Below are 23,000 nucleotides of genomic sequence, written 5' to 3'. Positions count from 1 at the left end.
ACCTCGGTGCGACTGACGCCACGCCGCCTGCAGGAGGCGGTGGCGGTACTCAGTGCCAACGATCCGACGATGGCGGTCGCCATTGAACGAGTGGGCCCGTGCACGATGCTCCCGCGCGCTGATGGCACGCACTTCGATCATCTGGCGCGGGCCATTGTTTTTCAACAGCTGTCGGGTGCGGCGGCCTCCACGATCTATGGGCGATTCAAGGAGCGCATCGGCGCGGGCACCGACGCCCCCACTCCGGCGCAGATTTTAGCGTCGGATGAGGCCACGCTCCGAGCCTGCGGTCTTTCCACGGCAAAAGCACGCGCGATCGTCGATCTCGCGCGACAGGTCGAGGATGCCCGACTGCCGCTCGAACGGATCGACACGATGGACGACGACGCGGTGATCGACGCGCTGGTCGCGGTGCGCGGGGTGGGCCGCTGGACGGCGCAGATGTTCCTGATGTTCCGGCTCGGCCGCCCCGATGTGCTCCCGGTGCTCGACCTCGGCGTGCGGAAGGGCGCCCAGCGGATTTATCGCCTGCCAGCACTGCCGGACGCCGACCGTCTCGAACAGGTGGCGCGGAACTGGCGTCCGTGGGCAAGCGTTGCCAGTTGGTACTGCTGGCGTGTCCTCGATCTCGAGGACGCCGGAGGCTGGTAGCGCAGCGATGGCGGATGCGGGTCGCCGCCGTGGAGAGTGAACGTGTCGATGCAGGAATTTCGGAAGCAGGTGCAGGCCCCCGTGTCGGTCGAGACGCTTTTCGCGTGGCATGAGCGCGCGGGCGCGTTCGAGCGGCTGTCTCCACCGTGGGATCGCCCCAAGGTGCTGGAGCACACGGGCGGCATTCGCGACGGGGCCAAGGTGGTGCTGCAGGTGCACGCCGGCCCTGTCCCCACCACGTGGACGCTGGAGCATCGCGACTACATCGCGAATCGACAGTTCCGCGATGTGATGCGCGATGGACCGTTCGCGGTCTGGGAGCACACGCACGGATTCGCGCCGATCGACGCGCACTCGAGCACGCTTGACGACCACATCCGCTACGAACTGCCACTTGGTGGTCTGGGCAATGCCGTGGCTGGCGGCTACACGCAACGCACGCTGGCACGGGTGTTCGCGTATCGTCACGCCGTCATGCTCGGGGATCTGGCGCGTCACACCTTGTTCGCCGATCGGCCACGTCAGCGCGTCGCGATCACCGGCGCGTCGGGATTCATCGGCACCCAACTGGCGGCGTTTCTGTCCACCGGTGGACACGAGGTGATCCGTATCGGTCGCGGTGCGCCGAAGCCGGGGAGCCGCGACATCCAGTGGAATCCCGAACGGGGACAGCTTGATCCGCGCGCGCTCGAGGGCCTCGATGCGGTGATTCACCTGGCCGGTGCTTCGATCGCCTCGCGGTGGACGACGGCGCATCGGGCGGCGCTCAAAAACAGCCGGGTGGAAGGCACGGCACTGCTGGCGCACACACTTGCGCAGCTGTCGCGCAAGCCGCGCGTGTTGCTCAGCGGCTCGGCCATCGGCATCTATGGCAGCCGCGGAGACGAACTGCTGGACGAACGCAGCACCTTGGGGGCTGACTATCTGGCTGACGTTGGACGCGTCTGGGAGGCATCGACGGCGCCAGCCGAGAAGGCTGGCATCCGCGTGGTCCACCTGCGCACAGGCATCGTGCAAGGTGCGGCCGGCGGTGCGCTCGGCACGCAGGCCCCGCTGTTCCGCTACGGCGCCGGCGGTACGCTCGGACCGGGCACGCAGTGGGTGAGTCCGATCGCGCTCGACGACGAGGTCGGCGCCATCCACTTCTGTCTGATGCGCGACGATATCCGCGGCCCGGTCAACATCGTGGCACCGACGGCCGTCACGAACGCCGAGTACACAAAAATGCTTGGTGAGGTGCTCGGCCGGCCCACGATTGCGCACGCGCCGGCGTTCGCGTTGCGTTTGTTGCTGGGCGACGAGATGGCGAATCTCACCGTGCTGGCTAGTCAGCGCGTGGACCCGCGCGTGCTCCGCGAGGCCGGGTTCGAGTGGCGACGGCCCCGGTTGGAGCAGATGCTGCGGTTCGAGCTCGGGGAGTAGCCGAACGGCAACATCCAACAGCAAGAGCTACTGCTGGAACACGGAGACCACGGATTACACGCAAAAAGCACAGGATAAGATAAAAACGCGGCGCTCGTCATCTTATCCGTGTGCTTTCTGCGCCATCCGTGGTCTCCGTGTTCCAGCTGATGCTGTTTGTGTATCGTGTTTCAGAACAACAGCTTGGCTCAAGGCTATCGTGCCGAGCTTCCTCTGAAACGGACTGCCTTCCGATTTCTGACACTTTTCGATGCGCGCACCGTATTATTCACGACATATATGAACGCCATCATGCTTGAGAGCGCCCTCTTCATCGCCCTGCTGGCGGTGGTCGGCGCTCTTTTCGTTACGGCGCTGCGCATGACCCCATTTGGTCGCCGGTTTCGACAGTCGGCCAATCGCAAGCGCATCGATCGGCAGGCCGATCTCACCTGCCCGATTCACGGGTTGCAGCGCGAAGAAGAGCTCGTGCGACTTCCTACGGGTGAACCGTTGTGCTCTCATTGCTATAAGGAGGCCGTCCATGGATACATCGATTGATTCGACGCTCGAGCAACTTCGCAGCTCCATGCGGAACCCGTTGACCGGGATGCCGGGCGGCGGCGGCGGTGGCGGCGGCGTGTTCAAGAAGCTCGCCGGGGCGATTGTCGCGCTGCTCGTGCTGCTCTTTCTCGTTCGTCCATCGGTGACGTACATCGAGCCCGGCCACGTCGGCATCGTGATTCATCGCGGGGGTGGCGGCGTCGATCCCACGCCGCTCGGTCCCGGCTTCCACATGCGCAATCCGCTCATGACGCAGATCCAGGAGTACCCGACGTTCATGCAGACGCTGGTGCTCACCAAGGAAAGCACCGAGGGTTCGGAGAACAACGACGAGATCAATGTGAACTCGGTGGAAGGTCAGCCGTTGTCGCTCGACGTGTCGATGAGTTTTGAACTGCGGGGAGACAAGGTGCCGCAGCTGTATCAGACATTCCGCACCGATGTGCAGACGATCTCGCACGGCTACATCCGCCAGGCGATCCGTCAGTCGCTGCAGGAAGTGGTGGGCAACGAGGAAATCGCGGCGATTCTCGGGCCGAAAAAGGCGGAAGTCGTTACGCGTACGCAGGCCAATTTGCAGAAGCGTCTCGACCCGTACGGCATCGACGTGCGACAGTTCACGCTGAACGAGTTCCGCGCACCGAAGGCGGTCATGGACGCCATTTCACTCAAGAATGTCATGCAACAGCAGGCCCTCACGGCGCAGAACGAGCTGCAGAAGAACACGTTCCAGGCGCAGGGTGACAGCATCAAGGCCGTCGGTCGAGCCAAGGCGATCATGGCCGAAGCGGAAGCGCAGGCGCGCGCCAACGAACTGCTCTCAAAGAGCATCACCAATACGCTGGTGCAGTATGAAATGGCGAAGCGTTGGAACGGACAGATGCCACAGGTCACCGGGGGCGCCATGCCGATGCTGCAGCTCCCCGGCAGCAAGACGCCGGAGTAATCGCCATGCCAGCGGTGAGTTTTGACGCGCTCCCTGATGACGGGCGGGCCTGGGTGTTCGGCGCGGCGGCGCCAGTGACCGGCGCTGCCGCGCAGTCATTGCTTGCCGCGGTTGACGCGCACTTGGCCAGCTGGCGCGCGCACGGCGCACCGTTGGTGTGTGCGCGCGAGTGGCGGGACGATCGGTTTCTGGTCATCGGCGTGAACGAAGCGGCGACGGGTGCCACGGGCTGTTCCATCGACGGACTCTTTCACGTGCTGCGCGATATCGAATCGCTCGTAGGCACGACGCTGGTGGGCGGTGGTACGGTGTACTGGCGCGATGCCGCGGGCGCGGTGGTGTCCGGGGCGCGGCCGGCCTTTCGTGAGGCGGCGGCTGGCGGTGCGGTTTCGGCCGAGTCGCCTGTGTTTGACACGACCGTCACCACGGTCGGGGCCTATCGCACCGGCTTCGAAAGGGCGGCGGCGGAGAGCTGGCATGCGAAGTTGTTGTCGGTGGCGCGGTGAGGGAGTGGTGGTGCGACTGAACTGATGACACAGAGAAAAAGAGAACAGGAGAAAACGAGGTCGCAAGAAAATGCATTCTCCTTTTCTCTTTTCCTCTTTTTCTCTGTGTGATCAGTTCAGCTGTCTCGCCTTATCGGAGAAACTCATCGAGCCGTTGAGCCACGAACTCGTCGTCGGCCAGATCGGGATACTGTTCGGTCAGCCGCGCCAACGCCTCACCCTGTCCGGGCGACAGCCGTTCGTTGGTATCGAAGGTCCAAGTGCCGCGCACGAGTCCCTGCAGCCGCAGGATTTCGAGAATGCCCGGCAGGCAGCCCTGATAGTTGTGGGCTGCGTCGAAGATCACCGCGTTGGCCATCGTGAGTGCGGCGCCGCGCGTGAGCCACTTGCGCGGCAACGTGTCGGCGCGAGATGCACGCCATGCCTGAATCTCGCGCAGCATGCGTACCGCGCGCGACGTCCAGACGGCCCACTGTCCCAGTAGTCCACCCACGAAGTGTCGCGTATAGGCGCGGCCGCCGCTGGTGACGGGCACGTCGGTTACCAGATCGGGCACGATGGCGTCGTCGTTCCCCGTGTACAGCGCGATGTCATCGCGACCCGCGTCGGCGAGCGCGCGCACCACATCCATCGTGGCGTACCGATCGAACGGCGCGACTTTAATCGCCACCACGTTCTGAATTTCCGCGAACTCACGCCAGAATGCGTATGACAGCCGTCGTCCGCCGACCGCCGGCTGCAGATAGAAACCGAACAGCGGCAAGACCTCCGCCACTCGCGCGCAGTGCGCGAGAATGGCCGCATCGGTCGCGTCGCGCCACGCGCCCAACGACAACAGCGCGCAGTGATATCCGAGCGCCTGGGCGATCTGTGCTTCGCGCACCGCCTGCGCGGTATCGCCGATCACGCCGGCTACGCGTACAAAGGCGCGCGGATCGCGGGCCAGTGCGTTGTCGGCCGTTTCGGCGGCGAGCTCCAGCACCGGTCGATACAAACCGATTTTCGCGTCGTGAATCGGGAATCCGGTGGTGTGCACGCCGACTGCGATGCCGCCGGCGCCCGCCGCCACGTAGTAGCGCGTGAGCGCACGCTGCTGCCGCTCGTCCATCGCGCGCGTAGGCAACAGCGCCAACGGGTGCGCCGGAATGACCTGACCGACGTGCAGGTGACGTCGGATGTCGAACGCGTCGCCCAACCGGTGCTCAGTATCGGCCATCGCGCACCTCGAACTTTGTGGGCTTATGAAGCAAACGGCCGTCGCCACGAATCCAGTGGACCGCCCACTCGCACAGCGTGTCGAGCGGCAGCGCCGTGTACGGCAGTCGTTCGGTGAGCCGGTTCGTGTTGGCGATCAATGCGTCATCGCGTGGCGCTCCCGCAAACACGGGGCGAACACCACCGATCGCACCGACGCGTTCGGCGATGTCACGCACCGCGACCACAGGTCCGGTGACGTTCAAGGCGACGGAGACATCGGCGGCCGGCACGGCGGTCTCGTACAGCGCGCGCAGCGCCAGCCGATTCGCGTCGCCCTGCCAGATCACGTTCACGAACGCCGTGTCGAGCGAAACGGGCATTCCATGCAGCACCTTGTGGGCGATGTCGGTGACGACACCGTAGCGCAGGTCGCAGGCATAGAACAAGCGGTACAACAGCAGCGGTGTATGCGTGCGTCGCGCGATCGATTCGAACACGCGTTCGCGGCCGATGCACGACGCGGCGTACTCACCGTCTGGCACGAGCGCGTCCCGTTCACGGGCACCGCCGAGTGCGACGGCCTGTCGTCCATATACATTGCCCGTCGAGAAACACACCATTCGCGAACCGGCATAGCGCTGCGCTGCGATCGTGGAAGCCACGACATTCTGGGTCCAGGTGCCGACCGGGTCTCCGGTAGAGCCGAACTTCTGTCCGGCCATCCACAGCACGTTCGGCGCATCAGGAAGCGCCGCCACCGCCGCCGGATCGGCGAGGTCGGCGCGGATCGTTTCCACCCCATGCGTATTGAGGGCAAGGGCGGCCGCATCGTCGGTGAATCGCGACACGGCGATCACGCGTCGCGAGACATCGGCGATGGCACGGCGCGCCATACGGGCCACGGTGGGGCCCATCTTGCCGCCGGCGCCGAGGATGAGCACATCGCCCGCCAGCGCCGCCAGCGCACTCCTGGTGCGCTCGTCGGGCGCCGACAGCAGCGCGTCGAGTGCGAGCTCGTTGGTCGGCGCCCCGCTCGTCATCGCGACATCAGGCCGCGGTTACCGCGGCCGCGTGTGCGCCCACCACCACACCCAACTCGGCGGCCAGCACTCGACGACCCGCCTCGATGCGGTCACGCGTCAGCTGCTTAAGCGTTGCGACGTCGGCGAGCGTCATGCCCGTGGTGGCGATCGGGTCGAGCAGCTGCGCGATCGCGCGGGCCGGCAGAAAACGGAACGTGCCCTTTGCCATGGCGTGACGCGTACCGGCCACGGCGATCGGGAGAATCGGCGCGCCCGCTTCGATGGCCAGTCGGAAAGCGCCGTCTTTGAACGGCAGCATCTCCCAGGTACGCGACCGTGTGCCCTCAGGGAAGATCATGACCGAGACCTTTTTCGCGAGGCGGTCGCGACACTGCACAATTGCATCGGCGGCGGAGTCGCGGTTGCCGCGCACCAGCTTGATATCGCCGGCCATCTGCATCATCCAGCCCATGCACGGAATCTTGAACACGGTGTCTTTGCTCAGCCACTTCATTTCCCACGGGAAGCAGCTGATCAGGAACACATCGGCGTACGACTCGTGATTGGCGACGACCACGTACGGTCGGCGCGCATCGGCGAGCGAGCCGCGCGTGTGGAAGCGCCAGAGGCTATTGAGTCGCAGCGCCGTCACGGCGACCAGGCGGAAGGCGCGACCGGCGGCATAGCGGCCGGGATCGAACGGGGCCGTGCACGCATAAACCAGGGCAACAACGATCGTCCCGAGAATCACGACGAGCACGGTCTCCGTCCAGGCCCACCAGTTCTGCAGCGTTCGCACCAACCGCATGGCGGCGCTCAGCTGGCGGAGGTGACGACCGGCGCGTCCATCGGATCCGCGGGGTCGATGAAGCCCAGCGCCTTGTGAGAGCCGTCGCAAAACGGCTTGACCTGCGACGCGCCGCAACGACACAGCGACATCGGCCGCCCTTCGGCACGGGGCGGAATCACGGTGCCGGCGGAATCGACGAGCACAATCTGGGCAGCGTCGTCGGCGGAAATTCCGAGCGAACCGTTCTTGCGGACGGTGATGGTAATGGGCATGAGTCGAGTATGGAGTGGGGAGTACGGGGTACGGGGTAGAAGTGGCTTCCTACTCCGTCACCGTCGTCGTGCTCTGCGTGGCAAAGCGCTTGAGACGGGCGATCATGGCGGACAAACCGGATTCGCGCGCACCGAGCCCGATGTCCTGCATCAACAGCCGGACGAAGTCCGACGGGAGTGCCAACGTCACGGACGGGGGCTGATCGTTGACGGCCGCGAAGGTGATCGCGAGGACCGCGGCCACCGTCGGAGACTGTCGGGCGTTGACGTCGGCGTAAAAATGGATTGTGCCGTCGTCCTGCCGTTCAGGAAAGATATCCACCCGGGTCTGGCATTCGGGCACGGTAAACGCCGTCCGGTCGAGCGCCGCCAACCGTGCCGGCAGTGGCTCGAGCTTTTTCGACCATCCCAACAGCGCCTGCATCTTGTCCTCCCGCTCCAGCAGACGGAACTGGCGGAGGGTGCGCGCCAGCGGGGGGGGAAGAGGGGCGTCGTTTCCGGCATGTACGTCAGACATGCGCGAAGTGAAAGCCTGCCGCTCCCCCGGGTCAACCCGCTGGCGCCCGTCGTTCGTCCGCCCGCTAGCGAAGCTTCGGCAGATCTATCGCCGGACTACGGCCAAAGAAGCCGACGGGACGGATCGCGAAGCTGTGCCAGGCCACCGGCATCACCGGCCAATCTTCTGGCCGCGGCACATGATGGAAGCCCAGCGTCAGCCACGCGACGACGTCCCTATTGGCGATCGGTCGATTGGCGGCGGTCCACTTGGCGAGGCCATCGCCCGCCACACTGTTCGTGGGATAGTCACCGCTGGCGAAGAGTTCGGTGGGGGAATACGGCGTGACCCACAACGTGTGATCGACGAAGCCGGCGCGCTTCCGCATGTAGTCATCCGGCGTCATCAGCGACATGGCGCCGTGTCCCTCGATCTCATACGCGACCGGATCGCCGAAGGGATTGTTCACGGCTGGATTCGCGATCCGCCAGATCTCCGGGGCATTCATCGACGACATGCGTAGGCCGTCCTTTTCTGTCTGCGCGGTCAGCGTATTCACGGTCCAGATGCTGCGGCGCGGATTGTCGGCCGGGAGCGTCTTCGTCTCCAGGCGGTCTACCAGGAGCGTGTTCGACGGTCCATCGACATCCATGTCGAGGCGGAAATTGAAGAAATGGCTGTGATTCACGCCGATCAGCTTGTTCGCGATCATGCGACCGAAGTCTTTGTCCCTCGCCGTGCCGGATGCCGCTTTTACTTGGTCGAGACCGGTGGCCCCGAGGTTCACGGTGATCGCGCCATCCTGCTGGAAGACCCAGTCGAACAGGTAGTCGTAGTTGCCCGCGTTCATGTACATGCGCAGGACGAGGTCCGTGCGCGGGCGGGCCTCGTTGGTCGCACCGCCGTCGCGCGTGTGCCGCCAGGCCACGTCACCGGTGCTGCGCTCGAACAGACAGCTGGTCCGGTAGCGCTCGCGCGGGCGTCCTTTGTCGGTCGTAACCACGTTGCTGAAATACGTGGCGTACGTCGGGCATTCCACGCCGGGTTCCAGCGAGCTCGCGATGCCGCCGAAAACCGCCGGGTACGTGCCGAGGTCGAAATATCCTTGATAGTTCCACGGGTCGTTCGCGTCCATGTACGGCACGAAGAGTTCAGACAATGAGCCTTGGTACATCACGTCGCGCTCCTTGCCGCCATCGACGTAGCGCACGCGCGAAATCACGAGCCCGCGGCGCCCGTCCACGCGGAAGTGAAATTTCCAGTTTTGCCAGCTCACCTCGTGTCCGTCGAGCGTGTAGGACGGGCCACGCGGTTGCACCATCTCGACGGGATTGACCGCGGCACGGGTGGGCCCAATCGCTTCGGGGTCGTGATCGGCGTTAGGGCCGCTCCGCGGGACCACGCCGCTGTCTACGACGCGCAGCACTTTGTCATTGGTGAGGTCGACCACCACCACCAGGCCACCGAAGTCGTCGGCGTAGCCGGACACCCGCCCGCGCTCGTCGCTGCAGGTCACGTGCAGCACGCGCCGGTCGCGCTCCTCGGGCAAGTCGAAGTAGCCGTTGTTGGCCGGCCCGCAGTTGATGTGCGTGAAGTCGGTGACGCCGCGCTTCTTGAGCGCATCCCGGACGCGCGGATCTTTCAAGGCTACCTTCTCAGCGTCGCTGAACTCAGCGAAACTGGTCATATACTGGCGTCCGGTAACGGCCGTCCATGACACGAGCTGCTTCCCGGTGATATCGACGACGGCCTCGTAACCAGACTTCCCTTGGGTGAGGTGGACGAGTGCGCGGCGCGTGATTGGTTGCCCGGGCTTCCAGGCCAACACTTGGCTCTTCTCTGGTTCGCGGAGCCCGACGTAGAGCAGGTGAAAGGTCGAGTCGAGCTTGCCGGACGCTTGCAGCACGTCATACACGGCCCAGTGTTCGCGCGGTGACAAGCCGTCGAGCGGGTGTTTCGCCGTTTGTGCGGCGAGTGCGGGCGCAAGGGCGGCCGCAAGGGCGGCCGATATCAGCAGCACGGCAAAAGACAGCGCTGAGCGGTAACTCATTTGGGACCTCAGGGATTTGAAACGGGACCAACGACGTGGTGACGGCCGCGAATGTGACGTCGGCGTCGGAGCATGGCAACCGGTTTCGCCATATTGACGCGATCTTCATGGGCCCCAAGCTTGAACAGGGGCCACGCGCTGGTGCGCACGTTCCTCCTCTGACTTGAAACGTCGTGACCATTTGCCTGCGATTGCCTGTATGCTCGCTCGTCTCGTGCGTGATGCCCCTCTTGGTTGGCGTCTCGTGCCGGAGCGCGGAGACGCCGGCGATGGCCGTGGGCACGCTGGAGATGGTCGAGATCGATGTTGGGCCCTTGCAGCCGTCGCGTGCGCTCCGCGTGCTGGTGCAAGAAGGCGATGAGGTTCAGGCTGGCGACACGCTGGTGATTTTCACGACGCCGACCATGGCCAGCGCCACAGCGCAGGCTGAAGCCCGCGCCGCGGCGACGCTCGAGGCTTCACGCGAGCTGACCCGCGGAGCCCGTCCGGCTGAGATCAATCGCGCCGAAGCGGAGCTGCGCTCAGCCGACGCCGACGCTGAGCGCACGGCGGCTGATTTGGCCCGGTTGGAGCCGCTCGCTGTCAGGGGCGACGTGAGTCGTGCCCAACTCGATGCCGTCCGCGCTGCCGCCCGAACGGCGAGCGCGCGGCGCGACGCGGCGAGCGCGGCGCTGCGGCTGGTACGCGATGGGGCTCGCGTAGAACGGCGACTGGCCGCCGCCGCCGATGCGCGGGGCGCCGAAGCTGCTGCCGCCGGCGTGCGGGCAACGGCCAATGACATGGTGTTGCGGTCGCCGGTGAACGGCATCATCTCGAGTCGCAACGTCGAACCAGGCGAAGTGCTGTCGGCCGGCCAGAGCGCGATCACCGTGGCCCAGCCCGCGCGGCCGTGGGCGCGCATCTACGTGTCGCAATTCGTGTTGCCCACGCTGCACCCCGGTGATTCGCTGTCGGCACAGCTCGACGGCGATACCACGGTATTCCGCGGACGTATATCGGCGATCGCGACGCGCGCCGAGTTTACGCCGCGCGTTGCGCTCACCGATCAGGAGCGCGCCGATTTGTTGTTCGGCGTGAAAGTGGAGTTTATCGATCCCACTCGGCGATTGCGTGCTGGCATGCCGATTTCGGTACGGCTGCCGCGCGCCACCCCGTGAGGGAGTTCCCCGACGCGATCGCGCGGGCCATGCCGGACGCCGTCGTGCGCACACGCGCCCTGCGGAAAGCGTATGGTGAGCTGGTTGCGGTGGACGGTCTCGATTTGGAGATCGCCCGCGGTGAAGTGTTCGGAATGCTCGGTCCCAATGGATCGGGAAAGACGACCACGATTCGCATGCTCTGCGGGCTGGTGGTGCCGACCAGTGGCACGGCGGAAGTCGCTGGACTTGATGTCGCGACGAATACCGAAGGTGTACGACGTCGCATCGGCTACATGTCGCAGCGCTACGGGCTGTACGATGAACTCACGGTGGCGGAGAATCTGCGCTTTTACTCGTCGGTGTACGGCTTGGTGGGGCCGGAGCGCGTACGTCGATTGGCCGAGCATGTGGAGTCGCTAGGGCTCGGATCGCGCTTGAATCAGCGAGCCGGGACGCTCAGTGGCGGCTGGAAGCAGCGGCTTGCGCTGGCCTGCGCGACGGCGCACAAGCCGGATCTGGTTTTCCTCGACGAGCCGACGGCCGGCGTTGATCCGGCTGCCCGACGCACGTTCTGGGAAACGATTTATCAGCTGGCGCGCGAAGGTACGACGATTCTCGTGACGACGCACTACATGGACGAGGCCGAGCGCTGTCAGCGGCTCGCATTTCTCTCGCGCGGCCACTTGATCGGACTCGGGACGCCGGCGGAGATCGTGAAGCAGTTCAACGCCGAAACGGTCGAAGATGTGTTCGTGATGCTACAGAAGCGTGATGAGGCCGATGAAGCCGCCGCGGCCTCCCTTTCCGCGACGGGGCGGCGATGAGCGCGCTGTACGAGCGGGTACGACGATGGACGGTGTGGCCGATGCTCTGGAAGGAGTTCCTACAGCTCCGGCGCGATCGTCTCACCTTTGCCATGATGACCGGGCTCCCGGCGATACAGCTGCTGCTGTTCGGCTATGCGATTCAGACCGACGTGCGTCGCTTGCCAACAGTGGTCGTCGACGAATCACGGAGCAGTGAAAGCCGCGCCCTCATCCAAGTGCTGGCCAACACCGACAACTTCACGTTGGTCGCGGCACTCCCCGACCGCGCGACGGCGAAGCGATGGATCGAACGCGGTGCCGCGCGCGTGGCGCTGGTGATACCGCCGGAGTATCAGCGCAACATCCGCGGTGGTCATACCGGGGTGGCGCAGATGCTCATCGACGCGGCCGACCCGCAGAGCTCCGGCGCGGCAATCTCCGGGGCGCAGCTCGCCGCGCAGGCGCGCGGGGCACAGCTGCTGGCGTCGCAGTACAAGATCCGTCCGCCGGTCGAGATCCGTGTGCGCCCGTGGTACAACCCGGCGCAGAAGAGTGCGACGTTCATCGTGCCGGGCATCGTTGGCATTCTGCTTACCATCACCATGACGCTGATCACCAGCACCGCCATCGTGAAGGAGCGCGAACGCGGCACGCTCGAACAGCTCATCGTCACACCGATCAGCCGCACGAGCCTCATGCTCGGCAAGCTCGTGCCGTTCGTGATGGTGGGCTACGTGCAGATGTCGGTCATTCTCGCCCTGGGCGTACTCTTTTTCGACATCCCGATCATGGGAAGTCTCCTACTGCTCTATGCACTCGCGTTGGTGTTCATCGTGGCCAGCCTTGGCGTTGGACTGCTCATTTCCACCGTGGCGCGCAGTCAGGTGCAGGCTATGCAGCTGAGCTTCTTCTTCATGCTGCCGAACATCCTGTTGTCCGGCTACATCTTCCCGCGCGCCGCCATGCCCGAGCCCGCGCAGTGGGTCGGCGCCGCGTTGCCGCTCACGTGGTTCCTCGACATCCTGCGCGGCGTCCTGCTGAAAGGCGTCGGCATGCGCGACCTGTGGACGCAACTCGGTGTGCTTTCCGTGTCGGCGCTCGTGCTGCTGGTCGTGGCGGTGCGGCGGTTTTCGAAAACGCTGGATTGAGGCTACTCGTGACCCTTCACCGCGTGCGGGCGATACGACGCCTCGAGTCGCGTGATCTCATCGGCGGACAACGTGATGTCGACCGCCCCGAGCGCTTGATCGAGCTGATACATCTTGGTGGCCCCGATAATCGGGGCCGTGACCGCCGGCTTCGACAATAGCCACGCCAGGGCAATCTGCGCCATCGGCACGTCACGTTCGGTGGCGATCGCCCGTGTGGCGTTCACGATCTCCCAGTCTTTTTCCCCCTCGTACAGTCCCACCGCGTACGCATCGTGCGCGGCGCGGGTGGTGGAGGTGCGATCGTCGAGCGCGGAGCGCGCGCCGGCCAGCAGCCCGCGCGCGAGCGGCGACCACGGCAGCACCGCGATCTTCTCCGACTCGCACAGCGGAATCATCTCGCGCTCTTCTTCGCGGTAGAGAAGGTTGTAATGATTCTGCATGCTCACGAAGCGCGACCAGCCTTTGAGGTCGGACGTGCCGAGCGCGCGTGCAAACTGCCACGCCCAACCGGAACTGGCGCCGATATAGCGCACCTTGCCCGACTGTACGAGATGGTCGAGGGCGGCGAGCGTTTCCTCAATCGGCGTGTTGGGGTCGAAGCGATGAATCTGATACAAGTCGATGGTATCCACGCCCAGTCGCGTCAGACTCGCTTCGCAGGCCTGCACAATGTGTTTGCGCGAGAGGCCCCGCATGTTCGGTCCGGGCGCCATCGGCCAGTACACCTTGCTGGCCAGCACGATCTCCTCCATGCGGCCGTACTCGCGCAGGGCCCGTCCCGTGACCTCCTCGCTCATGCCGAGGGCGTACATGTCGGCGGTGTCGAAGAAGTTGATGCCGGCCTCGATGGCGCGGCGGAAGAACGGGCGGGCGTCGTCTTCGCTGAGCACCCAAGGGCGCCAGCTCGGGGTGCCGTAGCTCATGCAGCCGAGGCAGAGGCGGGACACGGAGATCCCGGTGGAGCCGAGCGTCGTATAGCGCATGGGGACGAATTGCAGGAAGTGGCCGGACCAGCAATCATCCGGATGCAAATTTCGGGAACCGAACAGCGTACTTGCCGCTAGAATGTATGCACCCTCGACCCTCACTTCGACGTCCATGCTGATTCGCCATCCCGACGACATCCCGTCTTCCGACATCACGCCGGAACCCATGTATCAGAACCGTCGCGCCTTTATGGGCACCGCCGGGGCACTGGCGCTGGGCGGACTGATCGCGCCGTCGGCGCTGCAGGCCATGAGTTTCGATCGCGGTACGGTCGGCCTTCAGGAGAACGACAAGCTGACGCCCGAGGAAGACGCGACCAGCTACAACAACTACTACGAGTTCGGAACTGGAAAGGAAGAGCCGAAGGATCAGGCGAAGAACTTCCGCCCGATGCCGTGGACGGTGACCGTCGAGGGGATGGTCAAGAAACCGCGCCCCTACTCATTCGACGAGCTCGTGGGTAAGCTGCCGCTGCAGGATCGGGTCTATCGCCATCGCTGTGTGGAAGCGTGGTCGATGGTGATTCCGTGGCAGGGTGTGCAGCTCAAGGACGTGGTGGCCCGTTGCGAGCCGCTGCCGAGTGCCAAGTTCGTAGAGTTCACCACGCTGTACGATCCGCGCCGGATGCCGGGTCAGGCCCGCGCGGTGCTCCCATGGCCGTACAAAGAGGCGCTGCGCCTCGACGAAGCCAATAATCCGTTGGCCCTGCTGGCCACCGGCATGTACGGCAAGGCGCTTCCGAACCAGAACGGCGCCCCACTGAAACTCGTGGTACCGTGGAAGTACGGTTTCAAGGGCATCAAGGCGATCGTGAAGATCAGGTTCACGGACAAGCTGCCCAACACGACCTGGAATGACGCTAATCCCAGCGAGTACGGCTTTTACGCCAACGTGAATCCGCTGGTTGATCATCCGCGCTGGAGCCAGGCCAAGGAGCGCCGGATCGGACAGTTCCTGAAAATCCCGACGCTCCCGTTCAACGGCTATGCCAGCCAGGTCGCGTCCATGTACAGCGGCATGGACCTGCGGAAGTACTACTGAGCCCTCGCCTACGCTCAATGCTGGCGCGCGGCGAGGGGCCTATTCGGCGCCTGATCCGTCCTGCGCTGTGGCTTCTGGTGATAGTGCCGGCCATCGTGCTGGTGGCGCAGTTGCTACTCGATCAGTTGGGTGCCGAACCAATTGAGGCGCTTCAACACGCGTCGGGTGAGTGGACCCTTCGCCTTCTCGCGGCTTCGTTGGCGGTCACCCCGCTTATGCGGCTAACCGGCTGGGGCTGGCTGGTCGCGCAGCGTCGGTTTCTCGGGCTGGCCGCATTCTTCTGGGCACTGGGGCATCTCAGCGTGTACATCGTGCTCGACCAGTTCTTCGACTGGCCTGAGATCGTAAAGGATATTCTCAAGCATCTATACATCACGGTCGGGATGCTGGCGTTCGTGCTGATGATCCCCTTGGCGCTCACCTCCAGCAAATGGTCAATCAAGCGGTTGGGCGGGAAACGGTGGAATCAGCTTCACCGCTTGGTGTACGTGTCGGCCATCGCCGGCTGTGTGCATTTTCTCTGGGCAGTTAAGAAGGATCTCGCCGAGCCGATGCTGTATGCAGCGGTATTCGTGGTCCTCTTCGCGCTGCGCTTCATTCTGCGCAAGCCGGGTCCGCGGTCGCCGCCGCCCATGCCTCCCGATGCCTCGGTGACACTGCCAGCAGCGTGACGGTTCGGGCTCGAGGGACGTCCTTGCGTTGGACGCTCCTCGACTCACCCCGACCCCTCGTGCCATGTCCTCACCCGCCGACGCCGGCTCGCGTCGATCGGGCAGTTATCTGACCACCAATCTCCGGCGCTCGCTCGACAGCATCCCGGTCATTGGTGGTCCGGTATTTGGGGTATTCCAGGACCGACTGATCCTGGCGGCTCTGGTTGGATACACCGTCCTGGTGACCGCCTGGTTGGCGGTTGGTGCGCCCGGTGCCGGTCCCGCCAGCTGGACTCGCAGTTTGGCCCCCCAGCTGGTCGCGCTCGTGGCGATTGTCCTTGCGTGGCGCGCCGGTGGAGAGCTGGCCTTCGATCGGGGCACCCGTCGGTTCTGGAAGGTGGTGGCCGGCGCACTTTCGCTCTTCCCGATCGCCCGCATCGCCATCGATTTCGTGGTGCGTCCCCTGTCGCCGGCGACCGCCGACCTCACGGTGATGATCACGCCAGTCGTGGCGAAGGTGATGCTGCTCCTCGCGTTCCTGCTTCTGCCAAGCGCGCCGCGTACGACCGTGGATCGCGCCAAGCTAGCACTCGACATCAGCACCGTGGGCGTGGCCGGTGTGCTCGTTACGTGGTACAACCTGTGGATGATCGGCGGCACCGGCATCGTGGTACGCCCGTTGGCGATCCTGCACGCGCACGCGACACTCGAACTTGTCGTCATCCTGGTGGCATCGGTGTTGTGGCGCCGCACCGTATTGCAGCATCGCGCAAATGTGCTCGTGGTGCTGGCCAGCGCGTTGCTCCTGCAGTTCGTCGTGCACGTGCTGGCCATCGTGCAGATGACGCAGGGTGTTACGAATGTCGATGTCGTCCGCATGGCGGCGCCGATGAGTTTCGCCCTGATCGCGGCGGCGGCGTGGGTCAGTATCGCGACGGTGATGCATCGACGGATTCGTGTTCGCAGCGACCGCGATCAGCTCACCGCGAGTGTCATTCCATTCGTCGCGGTGCTACCGGGTTTCGCCCTGCTGCTCAAGCTCGCGATCTCGGGCGCACCGCACACCGGAGGCACGCAGCCACTGCTGGGCCTCGCTATCGGCGTGGTTGTGCTGACGGCGCTCGCATTCGCTCGCCAGTTCACGTCCACGAAGGACGCGGCGCGCGGGCTCGCCGAGTCTACGGCACGCAACAACGAGGCGCGCTTTCAGGCGCTGGTGCAGCACAGCAGCGATGTCATCATGATCCTCGATCCGGATGGCACCATCCGGTATGCGAGTCCGTCAATGGCGCTGGTGTTCGGTCACGATCCGGCCAAGCTCGTGACTTCGCGTATCGAATCAATTCTGCACCCCGAGGATCTCTCCTCGACGTTGCAGTTTCTCGAGGAGTTGGCCCGGTCGAACCGGTCGCGCACCGGTGGCGCGACGCCCGGTGTGCTGAAGCGGGAATGGCGCATCCGGCACGCGAATGGCGCTTGGCTCACGGTCGACAACGTGGGCACGAATCTGCTCAGCGAGCCGGTGGTTCGCGGTCTCGTGCTCAACACGCGCGACGTGACGGAGCAGAGCGTAATCAAGCAACAGTACATGCATCAGGCGTTCCACGATCCGCTCACCGATCTCGCGAACCGCGCGCTCTTCCTGTATCAGGTGGGACATGCGCTCGCGCGCGCACAGCGGCAGGCGTACGCGGTCACGGTACTCTTCCTCGATCTCGACAACTTCAAAACGGTCAACGACTCGCTGGGGCATGCCGCTGGTGATCGCTTGCTGGTGGAAGCGGCGCGCCGACTGGCGATCTGCGTGCGCGACAGCGATCTGATCGCGCGCCTCGGCGGCGATGAGTTCGCCGTGCTCGTGGAACATACCGTATCGGTCGACGAGGTGTCGGCCGTTGCCGACCGCGTCTGCGAAGCCTTGAGCAAGCCGTTCTTGCTCGGCGGGAAAGAAGTGTTTGTGAGCGCCAGCATTGGTATCTCGCGGAGCGGTGGAGGCGAGAGCACCGACGAACTGGTACGCAACGCCGACGTGGCGATGTACGTGGCCAAGACACGCGGTAAGGGCCAGCACGTCCTGTTCGAGCCGGAGATGCACAAGGCGGCACTCGATCGCTTGGTCGTGGAAGCGGACCTCCGTCGTGCCATCGAGCACGAGGAGTTCATCCTGCAGTATCAGCCCATTGTGGCCCTCGACACCGGCGACATCATCGGCGCCGAGGCGCTGGTGCGCTGGATGTGCCGCGATCGCGGGAAGGTTCCGCCGGGGCTGTTCATTCCCATTGCCGAGGAAACGGGGCTGATCGTACCGATCGGTCGCTGGGTGCTTCGCCGAGCCTGCCGCGAGGCAAAACGCTGGACCGACGAACGCGGGCTTCCGGTGCGGATTTCGGTCAATCTCTCGGGGCGCCAGCTGCAAGAGCCGGGAATCGTGGATGATGTCCGGCAGGCGCTGGCCGATTCGGGGCTGGCGGCGGAACAGCTCGTGCTCGAAATCACCGAGAGCATGCTGATGCAGAACACCGAGCTGTCGATGGAGCGTCTGCATGGGCTGAAGGCGCTCGGGATCTCACTGGCTATCGACGATTTCGGGACAGGTTATTCTTCCCTGAGTTATCTGCAGCGCTATCCGATCGACATCCTGAAGATCGATAAAGCGTTCGTGGATGTCATCGATAAGGGAGGCGAAGGACCGGTTCTGGCCAGCGCGATCGTGGCACTAGGAGAGACGTTGCGGATGCACACCGTGGCCGAGGGCATTGAAACGGAGGCGCAACGCGGCCACCTGCTCACCCTTGGTTGCGAGCTCGGACAGGGCTTCCTGTTCGCGCCGCCGCTGGATGCCGAAGACTTCTGGCATCTGCTGCTCGCCCGAGGTGTCCGAACGCCCTACGCCACACTCCGGCGTCGCGAGATGAGTGACAAAGCCGCATAAGCTGCCTACGCCGCACAAGCCCGACAATTTTATCCCCCCGCGACCGGTCCGACCGGCTCGCGCCACGCGTCCGAACAGCGCGCCGATCCCAACGGTGCCTCCGTCGGGCTTCGATGCGTTCGCGATCGCCGCACCGGGCCTCGCGCCGTTGGTGGCCGCCGAGTGCATCGCGCGCGGCATCACGCCTCGCGACGTCAGTCCCGCCGGCGTGTCATTCAACGCCTCGGCCGAGCAGCTCTTCACCGTGAACCTGTGGTCGCGCCTCGCCAGCCGCGTGCTGGTGCGGCTCGCCGAGTTTGAGGCGCGCGATTTCGCGACGCTCGAGAAGATGGCGGTGCGCGTCCCCTGGCACCTCGTGCTGTCGCCCGGGGCGGCCGTGCGGTTGCGCGTGACGTGTCGTAAGTCGCGCCTGTATCACTCGGATGCGGTGGCCGAACGCGTCGCGCGCGGCATCACGAACAGCATCACGGGCAGCCAAGCCCTCGGTCGCGCCAAGGATGACGAAGAGGACGACGACGGCAACACGCAGCTGATCGTGGTGCGCTTCGATCACGATCGGTGCACGATCAGCGCCGACAGTTCCGGCGCGCTACTGCACCGGCGCGGCTGGCGTCAGGCCATTGCAAAGGCGCCGCTGCGTGAGACGCTGGCGGCGGCGATGCTGGCGTCGTGTGACTGGAACGGTGGTGTGCCGCTGGTGGATCCGTTCTGCGGGTCGGGTACGATCGGGATCGAAGCGGCGCTGCGTGTGCGCCGCATGGCGCCAGGGATGGGGCGCGAGTTCGTGATGGAGCAGTGGCCGGGCGCCGACGCGCCGATGCACTCGCGCGTACGCGCGGCGGCGAAGGCGGAGCAGTTACCATCGGTGGGCACGCCGATCGTGATGCGTGATCGTGATGCCGGTGCCTGCAAAGCGGCGGTGGCCAACGCGGAGCGGGCGGGCGTCCGGCAGGATCTCGTAATCGAGCAGGGGCCGCTGTCGGACACCTCGCTCGAGGCGATCGGCGCGACGGGATTGGTGCTCACCAACCCGCCGTACGGGCTGCGCATCAGCGATGGGGCGGATTTACGCTCGCTGTATGCGCGACTCGGCGATGTGGTGCGTGCCGGTGGCCCCGAGTGGCAGCTTGGTCTTCTGGTGCCCGATCGTGTGCTCGCGGCGCAGACGCGACTCGCGTTCGAGGCGGTGTTGCGAACGGCGAACGGTGGACTGCCGGTCGAGCTGTTGCTGTCGCGCCTGTAAACGCGGAGCAGACAGGCGCGACGGCACCTGTCACACTCGGAAGTGGTCCGGGCGCCAGGTTTTGATGTTGCTCTTGATTTCCTTGCCCTTCATTTCCGGATTCTTGATCACCATGTCAACCAACGACGCGAGCTCGGCGTCGCTCGCGAAGCGCAGTGCGATGTAGTGGCGCGGCGAGAACGCGCCCTGCGCCCGCGCGGCGAGATCGGTCGGCAGCAAGCGGACGTAGCGGAGCTGCTCCTCGAGGCGGATCAGACGGTCCTGCGCGCGCAACGGCGACAGTCGCGAGACGGCCACGACGCCGAACAGAGCCAGCGCACCGACCAACATGTAGGCCGTGTCCGCACCCGGATTGGTGATCAGTCGCTGCACGCTCCAAATCACGAAGATCAGCGCCAGCGGGCTGGCGAAAAAGTGATACATGGGCACGTACTGCCCGTGGTTGGCGAAGTTCTGTGTCTTGTCGGCCATAGCGGTCTATTTCGGTGAAGGTGTTGGCTCGCGGGTCGGTCAGCGATGCGACGCGCGACCCTCGGCGTCGATGAATGTGTCGATCAGTGCGGTGGCCGTGGTCAGTCGTTCCTCCCACGTGCCCCGCACAACGGTAACCGGCGCGCCGAATCGCGCCAGCGTCACGCGAAAAAGCGCCTGCACGTCATCGCGCTGCTCGTCGCGGTCGCGGATACCGTCGGCGATCCAAGGCACGTCGATATCCAGCAGGAGATAGTGCGTCGGGCGACGCGCGATGGCTGCCTCCTCGATGAACTCGGGACAGCGGCCGAAATAGTGTTGGCAATACACGACGGTGCTCACTAGGTCGGTATCCTGCAGCAGCAAGGCGTCACCGCGGGCCAAAGCGCTGGCAATGTGCGTATCTTCCAGTGCCATCTGCCCCGTGGCAATGGGGCCATGGTCACGGAAGTCGAGCGGCGCGCCTTTGGCAGCCGCGTACTGACGCACGAACTCGGGAACACAGGCCGCGCCATAGCGGGCCGCGAGCTGCCTGCCGAGCGTCGTCTTGCCGACCGACTCCGATCCCGTCAGGACAATGCGGGTAAGTTCGGGAGTGAGTTCGCGAGGCGCGACCGCGTCGCGGATCGATGCCATTGCAGGTAGCCGATGATGGCGAGCACCAGAAACACGGCGTACAGCATCGCCGTGAGCGGGAGCTGCCGATTGATGAATAGACCAATGTAGACCACGTCGACGGCGATCCAGAGCAGCCAGTTTTCTAGGAGCTTCCGCGTCATCATGTACTGCGCCACGAGGCTGATCGACACGAGTGCGGCGTCGAGCCACGGCAGCGCGGCGCCAGGCATCCGGCGCGTGATGGTGGCGAGGGTGATCCACGAAACGAGCCCGATCGCCGTCATGAGCAATGCGGTGCGACGCGCGGTGCGCGTGACCACCACGGCGTCGTGATTGGGTCCGCCGCGCAGCCAATGCCACCACCCGTAGAACGACAACACCATATACACGACCTGCAGACCAGTGTCCGAGTAGAGACCGGTGCGGGCGAACACCACGACGTAGAAGCCGGCGTTGAGCACGCCGAGTGGCCAGCTCCAGATATTCTCGCGGGTGACGAGCCAGACGTTGAGCACGCCCGTGATGAAGCCAAAGAGCTCCGGGCAGGAGCTCCCGTGCGCGGCGAGCCATGCGCAGGGGTTGGACAGGAGGTGGAGCTCCGTACTGGTCATGAGACGCAAAGCTAATTAAGGTTCACTGCACATGACCGGGGTGCCGGCGCCGCCAGTGAGCGTCGGCTGAGAGAGTCCCGTAGAACCTGATCCGGCTCGTACCGGCGTAGGGAGTCCAATCGATGTATCCGCACGCAATCGCGCGCCCATGGCGCACGCGGCGACTTTGTGTCGCCAGCCTCAGCACCAGCACCCGCCTGAGTGCTATCCTGATGACCGCCACCGCGGCATCCCTACTGTCCTTTGCCGCTTCGCTCGGCGCGCAGGTCCGTCCCGACAGTGCCCAAACGGCCGCCAAAGCCGACTCGGTACGCCGCATCGAAGGCGTGCTGGTCCGCGCGATCCGTGCCAATGAACAGGCGCCGATCTCGCAGGCCATCATCTCTCGCGCCGCGATCGCGCAGCGGCACTTCGGGCAGGACGTCCCGATGCTACTCATGAATGCAGCCCCCTCGATGACCTCGCACACCGAGACCGGTACAATGTGGGGCTACAGCTATCTGCGGCTGCGCGGTATCGATCAGACGCGCATCAATATCACGCTCGATGGCGTCCCGTTGAACGACATGGAAGATCAGGTGCTGTACTTCGCCAACCTGGCCGACCTGATGTCGAACGTGCAGTCGGTCCAGGTGCAGCGTGGCGTGGGCACGAGCACGGCCGGCACGGCGTCGTTCGCCGGCAGTGTGAACTTCGAGACGATGCCGGTGGCGCGCGCCGATGCTGGTGGTGACTTGCAGCTGCAGCTGGGATCGTTCGGTGCCCAGCGCGTGAGCGCGTCGTTCAACTCAGGGCTCACCGCCGGCAAGTTCGCGGTGTACGGCCGCGCTAGTGCACTGCGTACCAACGGTTACCGCGATCACAGCGGCGTGATGGGACGCTCGGCGTTCGTGGGCGCCGGTTGGTTCGGCGCCCGCGACGTGGTCAAGCTCACGACGCTGGTAGGGCTGTTGGCCGATACGCTCTCGTACACGGGCGCCACACTGGAGCAGCTCAAGACCAACCGCCGGTACAACCCGTTGCAGCCCGACGAGCGCGATAAGTTCGGACAGCAGATGGTGTCGCTGGCATACACCCGCGCGCTGCAGAACGGCGGTTCGGTGAGCACCACCGTGTACCGCAACTCGGCCAGCGGCAACTACGACTACATCGAGCTGCCCGATCGCTATCGCTTCAATCTGGCGCACACATGGTACGGCGTGACCAGTGCGTACAACGTGGAGCGTGGTGCGCTGCGCGTGAATACGGGCATCAACGCCAACACCTATCAGCGCGCCCATCGCGGATACCTCCAGCCGTCGATCACCCTGTACGACAACACGGGCCACAAGCAGGACGCGAGCGCTTTCGCCAAGCTGTCGCTCGACGCGGGCCGGGCCCGCTGGTTCGCCGACCTGCAAGGACGTTACGCCAAGTTCCGCTACGCGCCCGACGCCAACGCCGGCATCGACGA

General features: G+C 64.9%; 23 protein-coding genes and 1 riboswitch. Of the genes, 13 read left to right on the top strand and 10 right to left on the bottom strand.

The features are described 5' to 3' along the window. The first annotated feature begins 6 nt into the window (after positions 1-6). The 5 genes from ACLL97_RS11730 to ACLL97_RS11710 all read left to right on the top strand — a co-directional run bounded on the left by ACLL97_RS11730 (position 7) and on the right by ACLL97_RS11710 (position 4,068). Positions 7-651 (top strand): DNA-3-methyladenine glycosylase family protein, encoded by a 645-nt coding sequence (locus ACLL97_RS11730; RefSeq protein WP_411280659.1) that lies wholly within the window; start codon positions 7-9, stop codon positions 649-651. Positions 652-699: 48 nt separating this feature from the next. Then, positions 700-2,073, top strand: a complete 1,374-nt coding sequence (locus ACLL97_RS11725; protein ID WP_411280737.1) for a TIGR01777 family oxidoreductase — start codon at positions 700-702, stop codon at positions 2,071-2,073. A gap of 165 nt (positions 2,074-2,238) precedes the next feature. Then, positions 2,239-2,613 carry a hypothetical protein gene (locus tag ACLL97_RS11720; RefSeq protein WP_411280658.1) on the top strand — a complete coding sequence of 125 codons (375 nt, stop codon included), beginning with the start codon at positions 2,239-2,241 and terminating at the stop codon, positions 2,611-2,613. After that, positions 2,597-3,562: a prohibitin family protein gene (locus tag ACLL97_RS11715; protein ID WP_411280657.1), complete on the top strand. Its 966-nt coding sequence runs from the start codon at positions 2,597-2,599 to the stop codon at positions 3,560-3,562. The genes ACLL97_RS11720 and ACLL97_RS11715 overlap by 17 nt, the downstream gene beginning before the upstream one ends. A gap of 5 nt (positions 3,563-3,567) precedes the next feature. After that, positions 3,568-4,068 (top strand): hypothetical protein, encoded by a 501-nt coding sequence (locus ACLL97_RS11710; protein WP_411280656.1) that lies wholly within the window; start codon positions 3,568-3,570, stop codon positions 4,066-4,068. Between the two features lie 130 nt (positions 4,069-4,198). Here ACLL97_RS11710 and ACLL97_RS11705 read toward each other — a convergent pair whose 3' ends face one another. From ACLL97_RS11705 to ACLL97_RS11680, 6 genes are all read right to left on the bottom strand, one after another. Further along, positions 4,199-5,284, bottom strand: coding sequence for a dihydrodipicolinate synthase family protein (locus ACLL97_RS11705; protein WP_411280655.1), 1,086 nt, complete (start codon positions 5,282-5,284; stop codon positions 4,199-4,201). Further along, complete coding sequence (locus ACLL97_RS11700) at positions 5,271-6,305, bottom strand: NAD-dependent epimerase/dehydratase family protein (protein WP_411280654.1); 1,035 nt, start codon at positions 6,303-6,305, stop codon at positions 5,271-5,273. Before ACLL97_RS11700 ends, ACLL97_RS11705 begins: the two co-directional genes overlap by 14 nt. Positions 6,306-6,312: 7 nt before the next feature. Next, on the bottom strand, positions 6,313-7,095 hold the full coding sequence (locus ACLL97_RS11695; protein WP_411280653.1) for a lysophospholipid acyltransferase family protein: 783 nt from the start codon (positions 7,093-7,095) through the stop codon (positions 6,313-6,315). Between the two features lie 8 nt (positions 7,096-7,103). Continuing rightward, complete coding sequence (locus ACLL97_RS11690) at positions 7,104-7,349, bottom strand: CDGSH iron-sulfur domain-containing protein (RefSeq protein ID WP_411280652.1); 246 nt, start codon at positions 7,347-7,349, stop codon at positions 7,104-7,106. Between the two features lie 49 nt (positions 7,350-7,398). Continuing rightward, entirely contained in the window at positions 7,399-7,866 is a 468-nt protein-coding gene (locus ACLL97_RS11685; RefSeq protein WP_411280651.1) for a SufE family protein, read from the bottom strand. 64 nt (positions 7,867-7,930) lie between these two features. Continuing rightward, positions 7,931-9,895 (bottom strand): hypothetical protein, encoded by a 1,965-nt coding sequence (locus tag ACLL97_RS11680; protein WP_411280650.1) that lies wholly within the window; start codon positions 9,893-9,895, stop codon positions 7,931-7,933. A gap of 221 nt (positions 9,896-10,116) precedes the next feature. On the opposite strand from ACLL97_RS11680, the gene ACLL97_RS11675 reads away from it, so the two are divergent. The 3 genes from ACLL97_RS11675 to ACLL97_RS11665 are packed head-to-tail and all read left to right on the top strand — an operon-like array spanning position 10,117 to position 12,988. Then, positions 10,117-11,052, top strand: a complete 936-nt coding sequence (locus ACLL97_RS11675) for an HlyD family secretion protein (protein ID WP_411280736.1) — start codon at positions 10,117-10,119, stop codon at positions 11,050-11,052. After that, positions 11,049-11,858: an ABC transporter ATP-binding protein gene (locus ACLL97_RS11670; RefSeq protein ID WP_411280649.1), complete on the top strand. Its 810-nt coding sequence runs from the start codon at positions 11,049-11,051 to the stop codon at positions 11,856-11,858. Before ACLL97_RS11675 ends, ACLL97_RS11670 begins: the two co-directional genes overlap by 4 nt. After that, positions 11,855-12,988, top strand: coding sequence for an ABC transporter permease (locus ACLL97_RS11665; protein ID WP_411280648.1), 1,134 nt, complete (start codon positions 11,855-11,857; stop codon positions 12,986-12,988). Before ACLL97_RS11670 ends, ACLL97_RS11665 begins: the two co-directional genes overlap by 4 nt. A gap of 2 nt (positions 12,989-12,990) precedes the next feature. Here the strand turns inward: ACLL97_RS11665 and ACLL97_RS11660 are convergent, their stop codons facing one another. Beyond that, positions 12,991-13,974 (bottom strand): aldo/keto reductase, encoded by a 984-nt coding sequence (locus ACLL97_RS11660; RefSeq protein ID WP_411280647.1) that lies wholly within the window; start codon positions 13,972-13,974, stop codon positions 12,991-12,993. A 115-nt stretch (positions 13,975-14,089) separates the two neighbouring features. Between ACLL97_RS11660 and msrP the strand changes: the two genes are divergently transcribed. The 4 genes from msrP to ACLL97_RS11640 all read left to right on the top strand — a co-directional run bounded on the left by msrP (position 14,090) and on the right by ACLL97_RS11640 (position 19,847). Beyond that, entirely contained in the window at positions 14,090-15,019 is a 930-nt protein-coding gene (msrP, locus tag ACLL97_RS11655; protein ID WP_411280646.1) for a protein-methionine-sulfoxide reductase catalytic subunit MsrP, read from the top strand. 77 nt (positions 15,020-15,096) lie between these two features. Continuing rightward, a complete protein-coding gene (locus ACLL97_RS11650) occupies positions 15,097-15,690 on the top strand; it encodes a sulfite oxidase heme-binding subunit YedZ (protein WP_411280645.1) in 594 nt (197 codons plus the stop codon). Between the two features lie 64 nt (positions 15,691-15,754). Beyond that, on the top strand, positions 15,755-18,604 hold the full coding sequence (locus ACLL97_RS11645; protein WP_411280644.1) for a putative bifunctional diguanylate cyclase/phosphodiesterase: 2,850 nt from the start codon (positions 15,755-15,757) through the stop codon (positions 18,602-18,604). Beyond that, positions 18,588-19,847 (top strand): class I SAM-dependent RNA methyltransferase, encoded by a 1,260-nt coding sequence (locus ACLL97_RS11640; RefSeq protein ID WP_411280643.1) that lies wholly within the window; start codon positions 18,588-18,590, stop codon positions 19,845-19,847. Before ACLL97_RS11645 ends, ACLL97_RS11640 begins: the two co-directional genes overlap by 17 nt. A gap of 30 nt (positions 19,848-19,877) precedes the next feature. On the opposite strand, the gene ACLL97_RS11635 is transcribed toward ACLL97_RS11640, so the two are convergent. Genes ACLL97_RS11635 through pnuC form a run of 3 tightly spaced genes read right to left on the bottom strand, consistent with a single transcriptional unit; the run spans position 19,878 to position 21,547 of the window. After that, on the bottom strand, positions 19,878-20,318 hold the full coding sequence (locus ACLL97_RS11635) for a DUF6526 family protein (RefSeq protein WP_411280642.1): 441 nt from the start codon (positions 20,316-20,318) through the stop codon (positions 19,878-19,880). A 39-nt stretch (positions 20,319-20,357) separates the two neighbouring features. Then, positions 20,358-20,954, bottom strand: coding sequence for an AAA family ATPase (locus ACLL97_RS11630; RefSeq protein WP_411280641.1), 597 nt, complete (start codon positions 20,952-20,954; stop codon positions 20,358-20,360). Further along, positions 20,888-21,547 carry a nicotinamide riboside transporter PnuC gene (gene pnuC / locus ACLL97_RS11625; RefSeq protein ID WP_411280640.1) on the bottom strand — a complete coding sequence of 220 codons (660 nt, stop codon included), beginning with the start codon at positions 21,545-21,547 and terminating at the stop codon, positions 20,888-20,890. The genes ACLL97_RS11630 and pnuC overlap by 67 nt, the downstream gene beginning before the upstream one ends. Before the next feature lie 26 nt (positions 21,548-21,573). Continuing rightward, positions 21,574-21,677, top strand: a riboswitch (TPP riboswitch). An 82-nt stretch (positions 21,678-21,759) separates the two neighbouring features. Here pnuC and ACLL97_RS11620 point away from each other — a divergent pair. Beyond that, positions 21,760-23,000: TonB-dependent receptor plug domain-containing protein (locus tag ACLL97_RS11620; protein ID WP_411280639.1), on the top strand; the 1,241-nt coding region annotated here is incomplete at its 3' end.

It is taken from the genome of Gemmatimonas sp. (assembly GCF_046594945.1).
In the GTDB taxonomy this organism is placed as follows: Bacteria; Gemmatimonadota; Gemmatimonadetes; order Gemmatimonadales; family Gemmatimonadaceae; genus Gemmatimonas.
The sequence above is the reverse complement of the archived record's forward strand: the minus strand, read 5'-3'. Positions and strand labels throughout refer to the sequence as shown.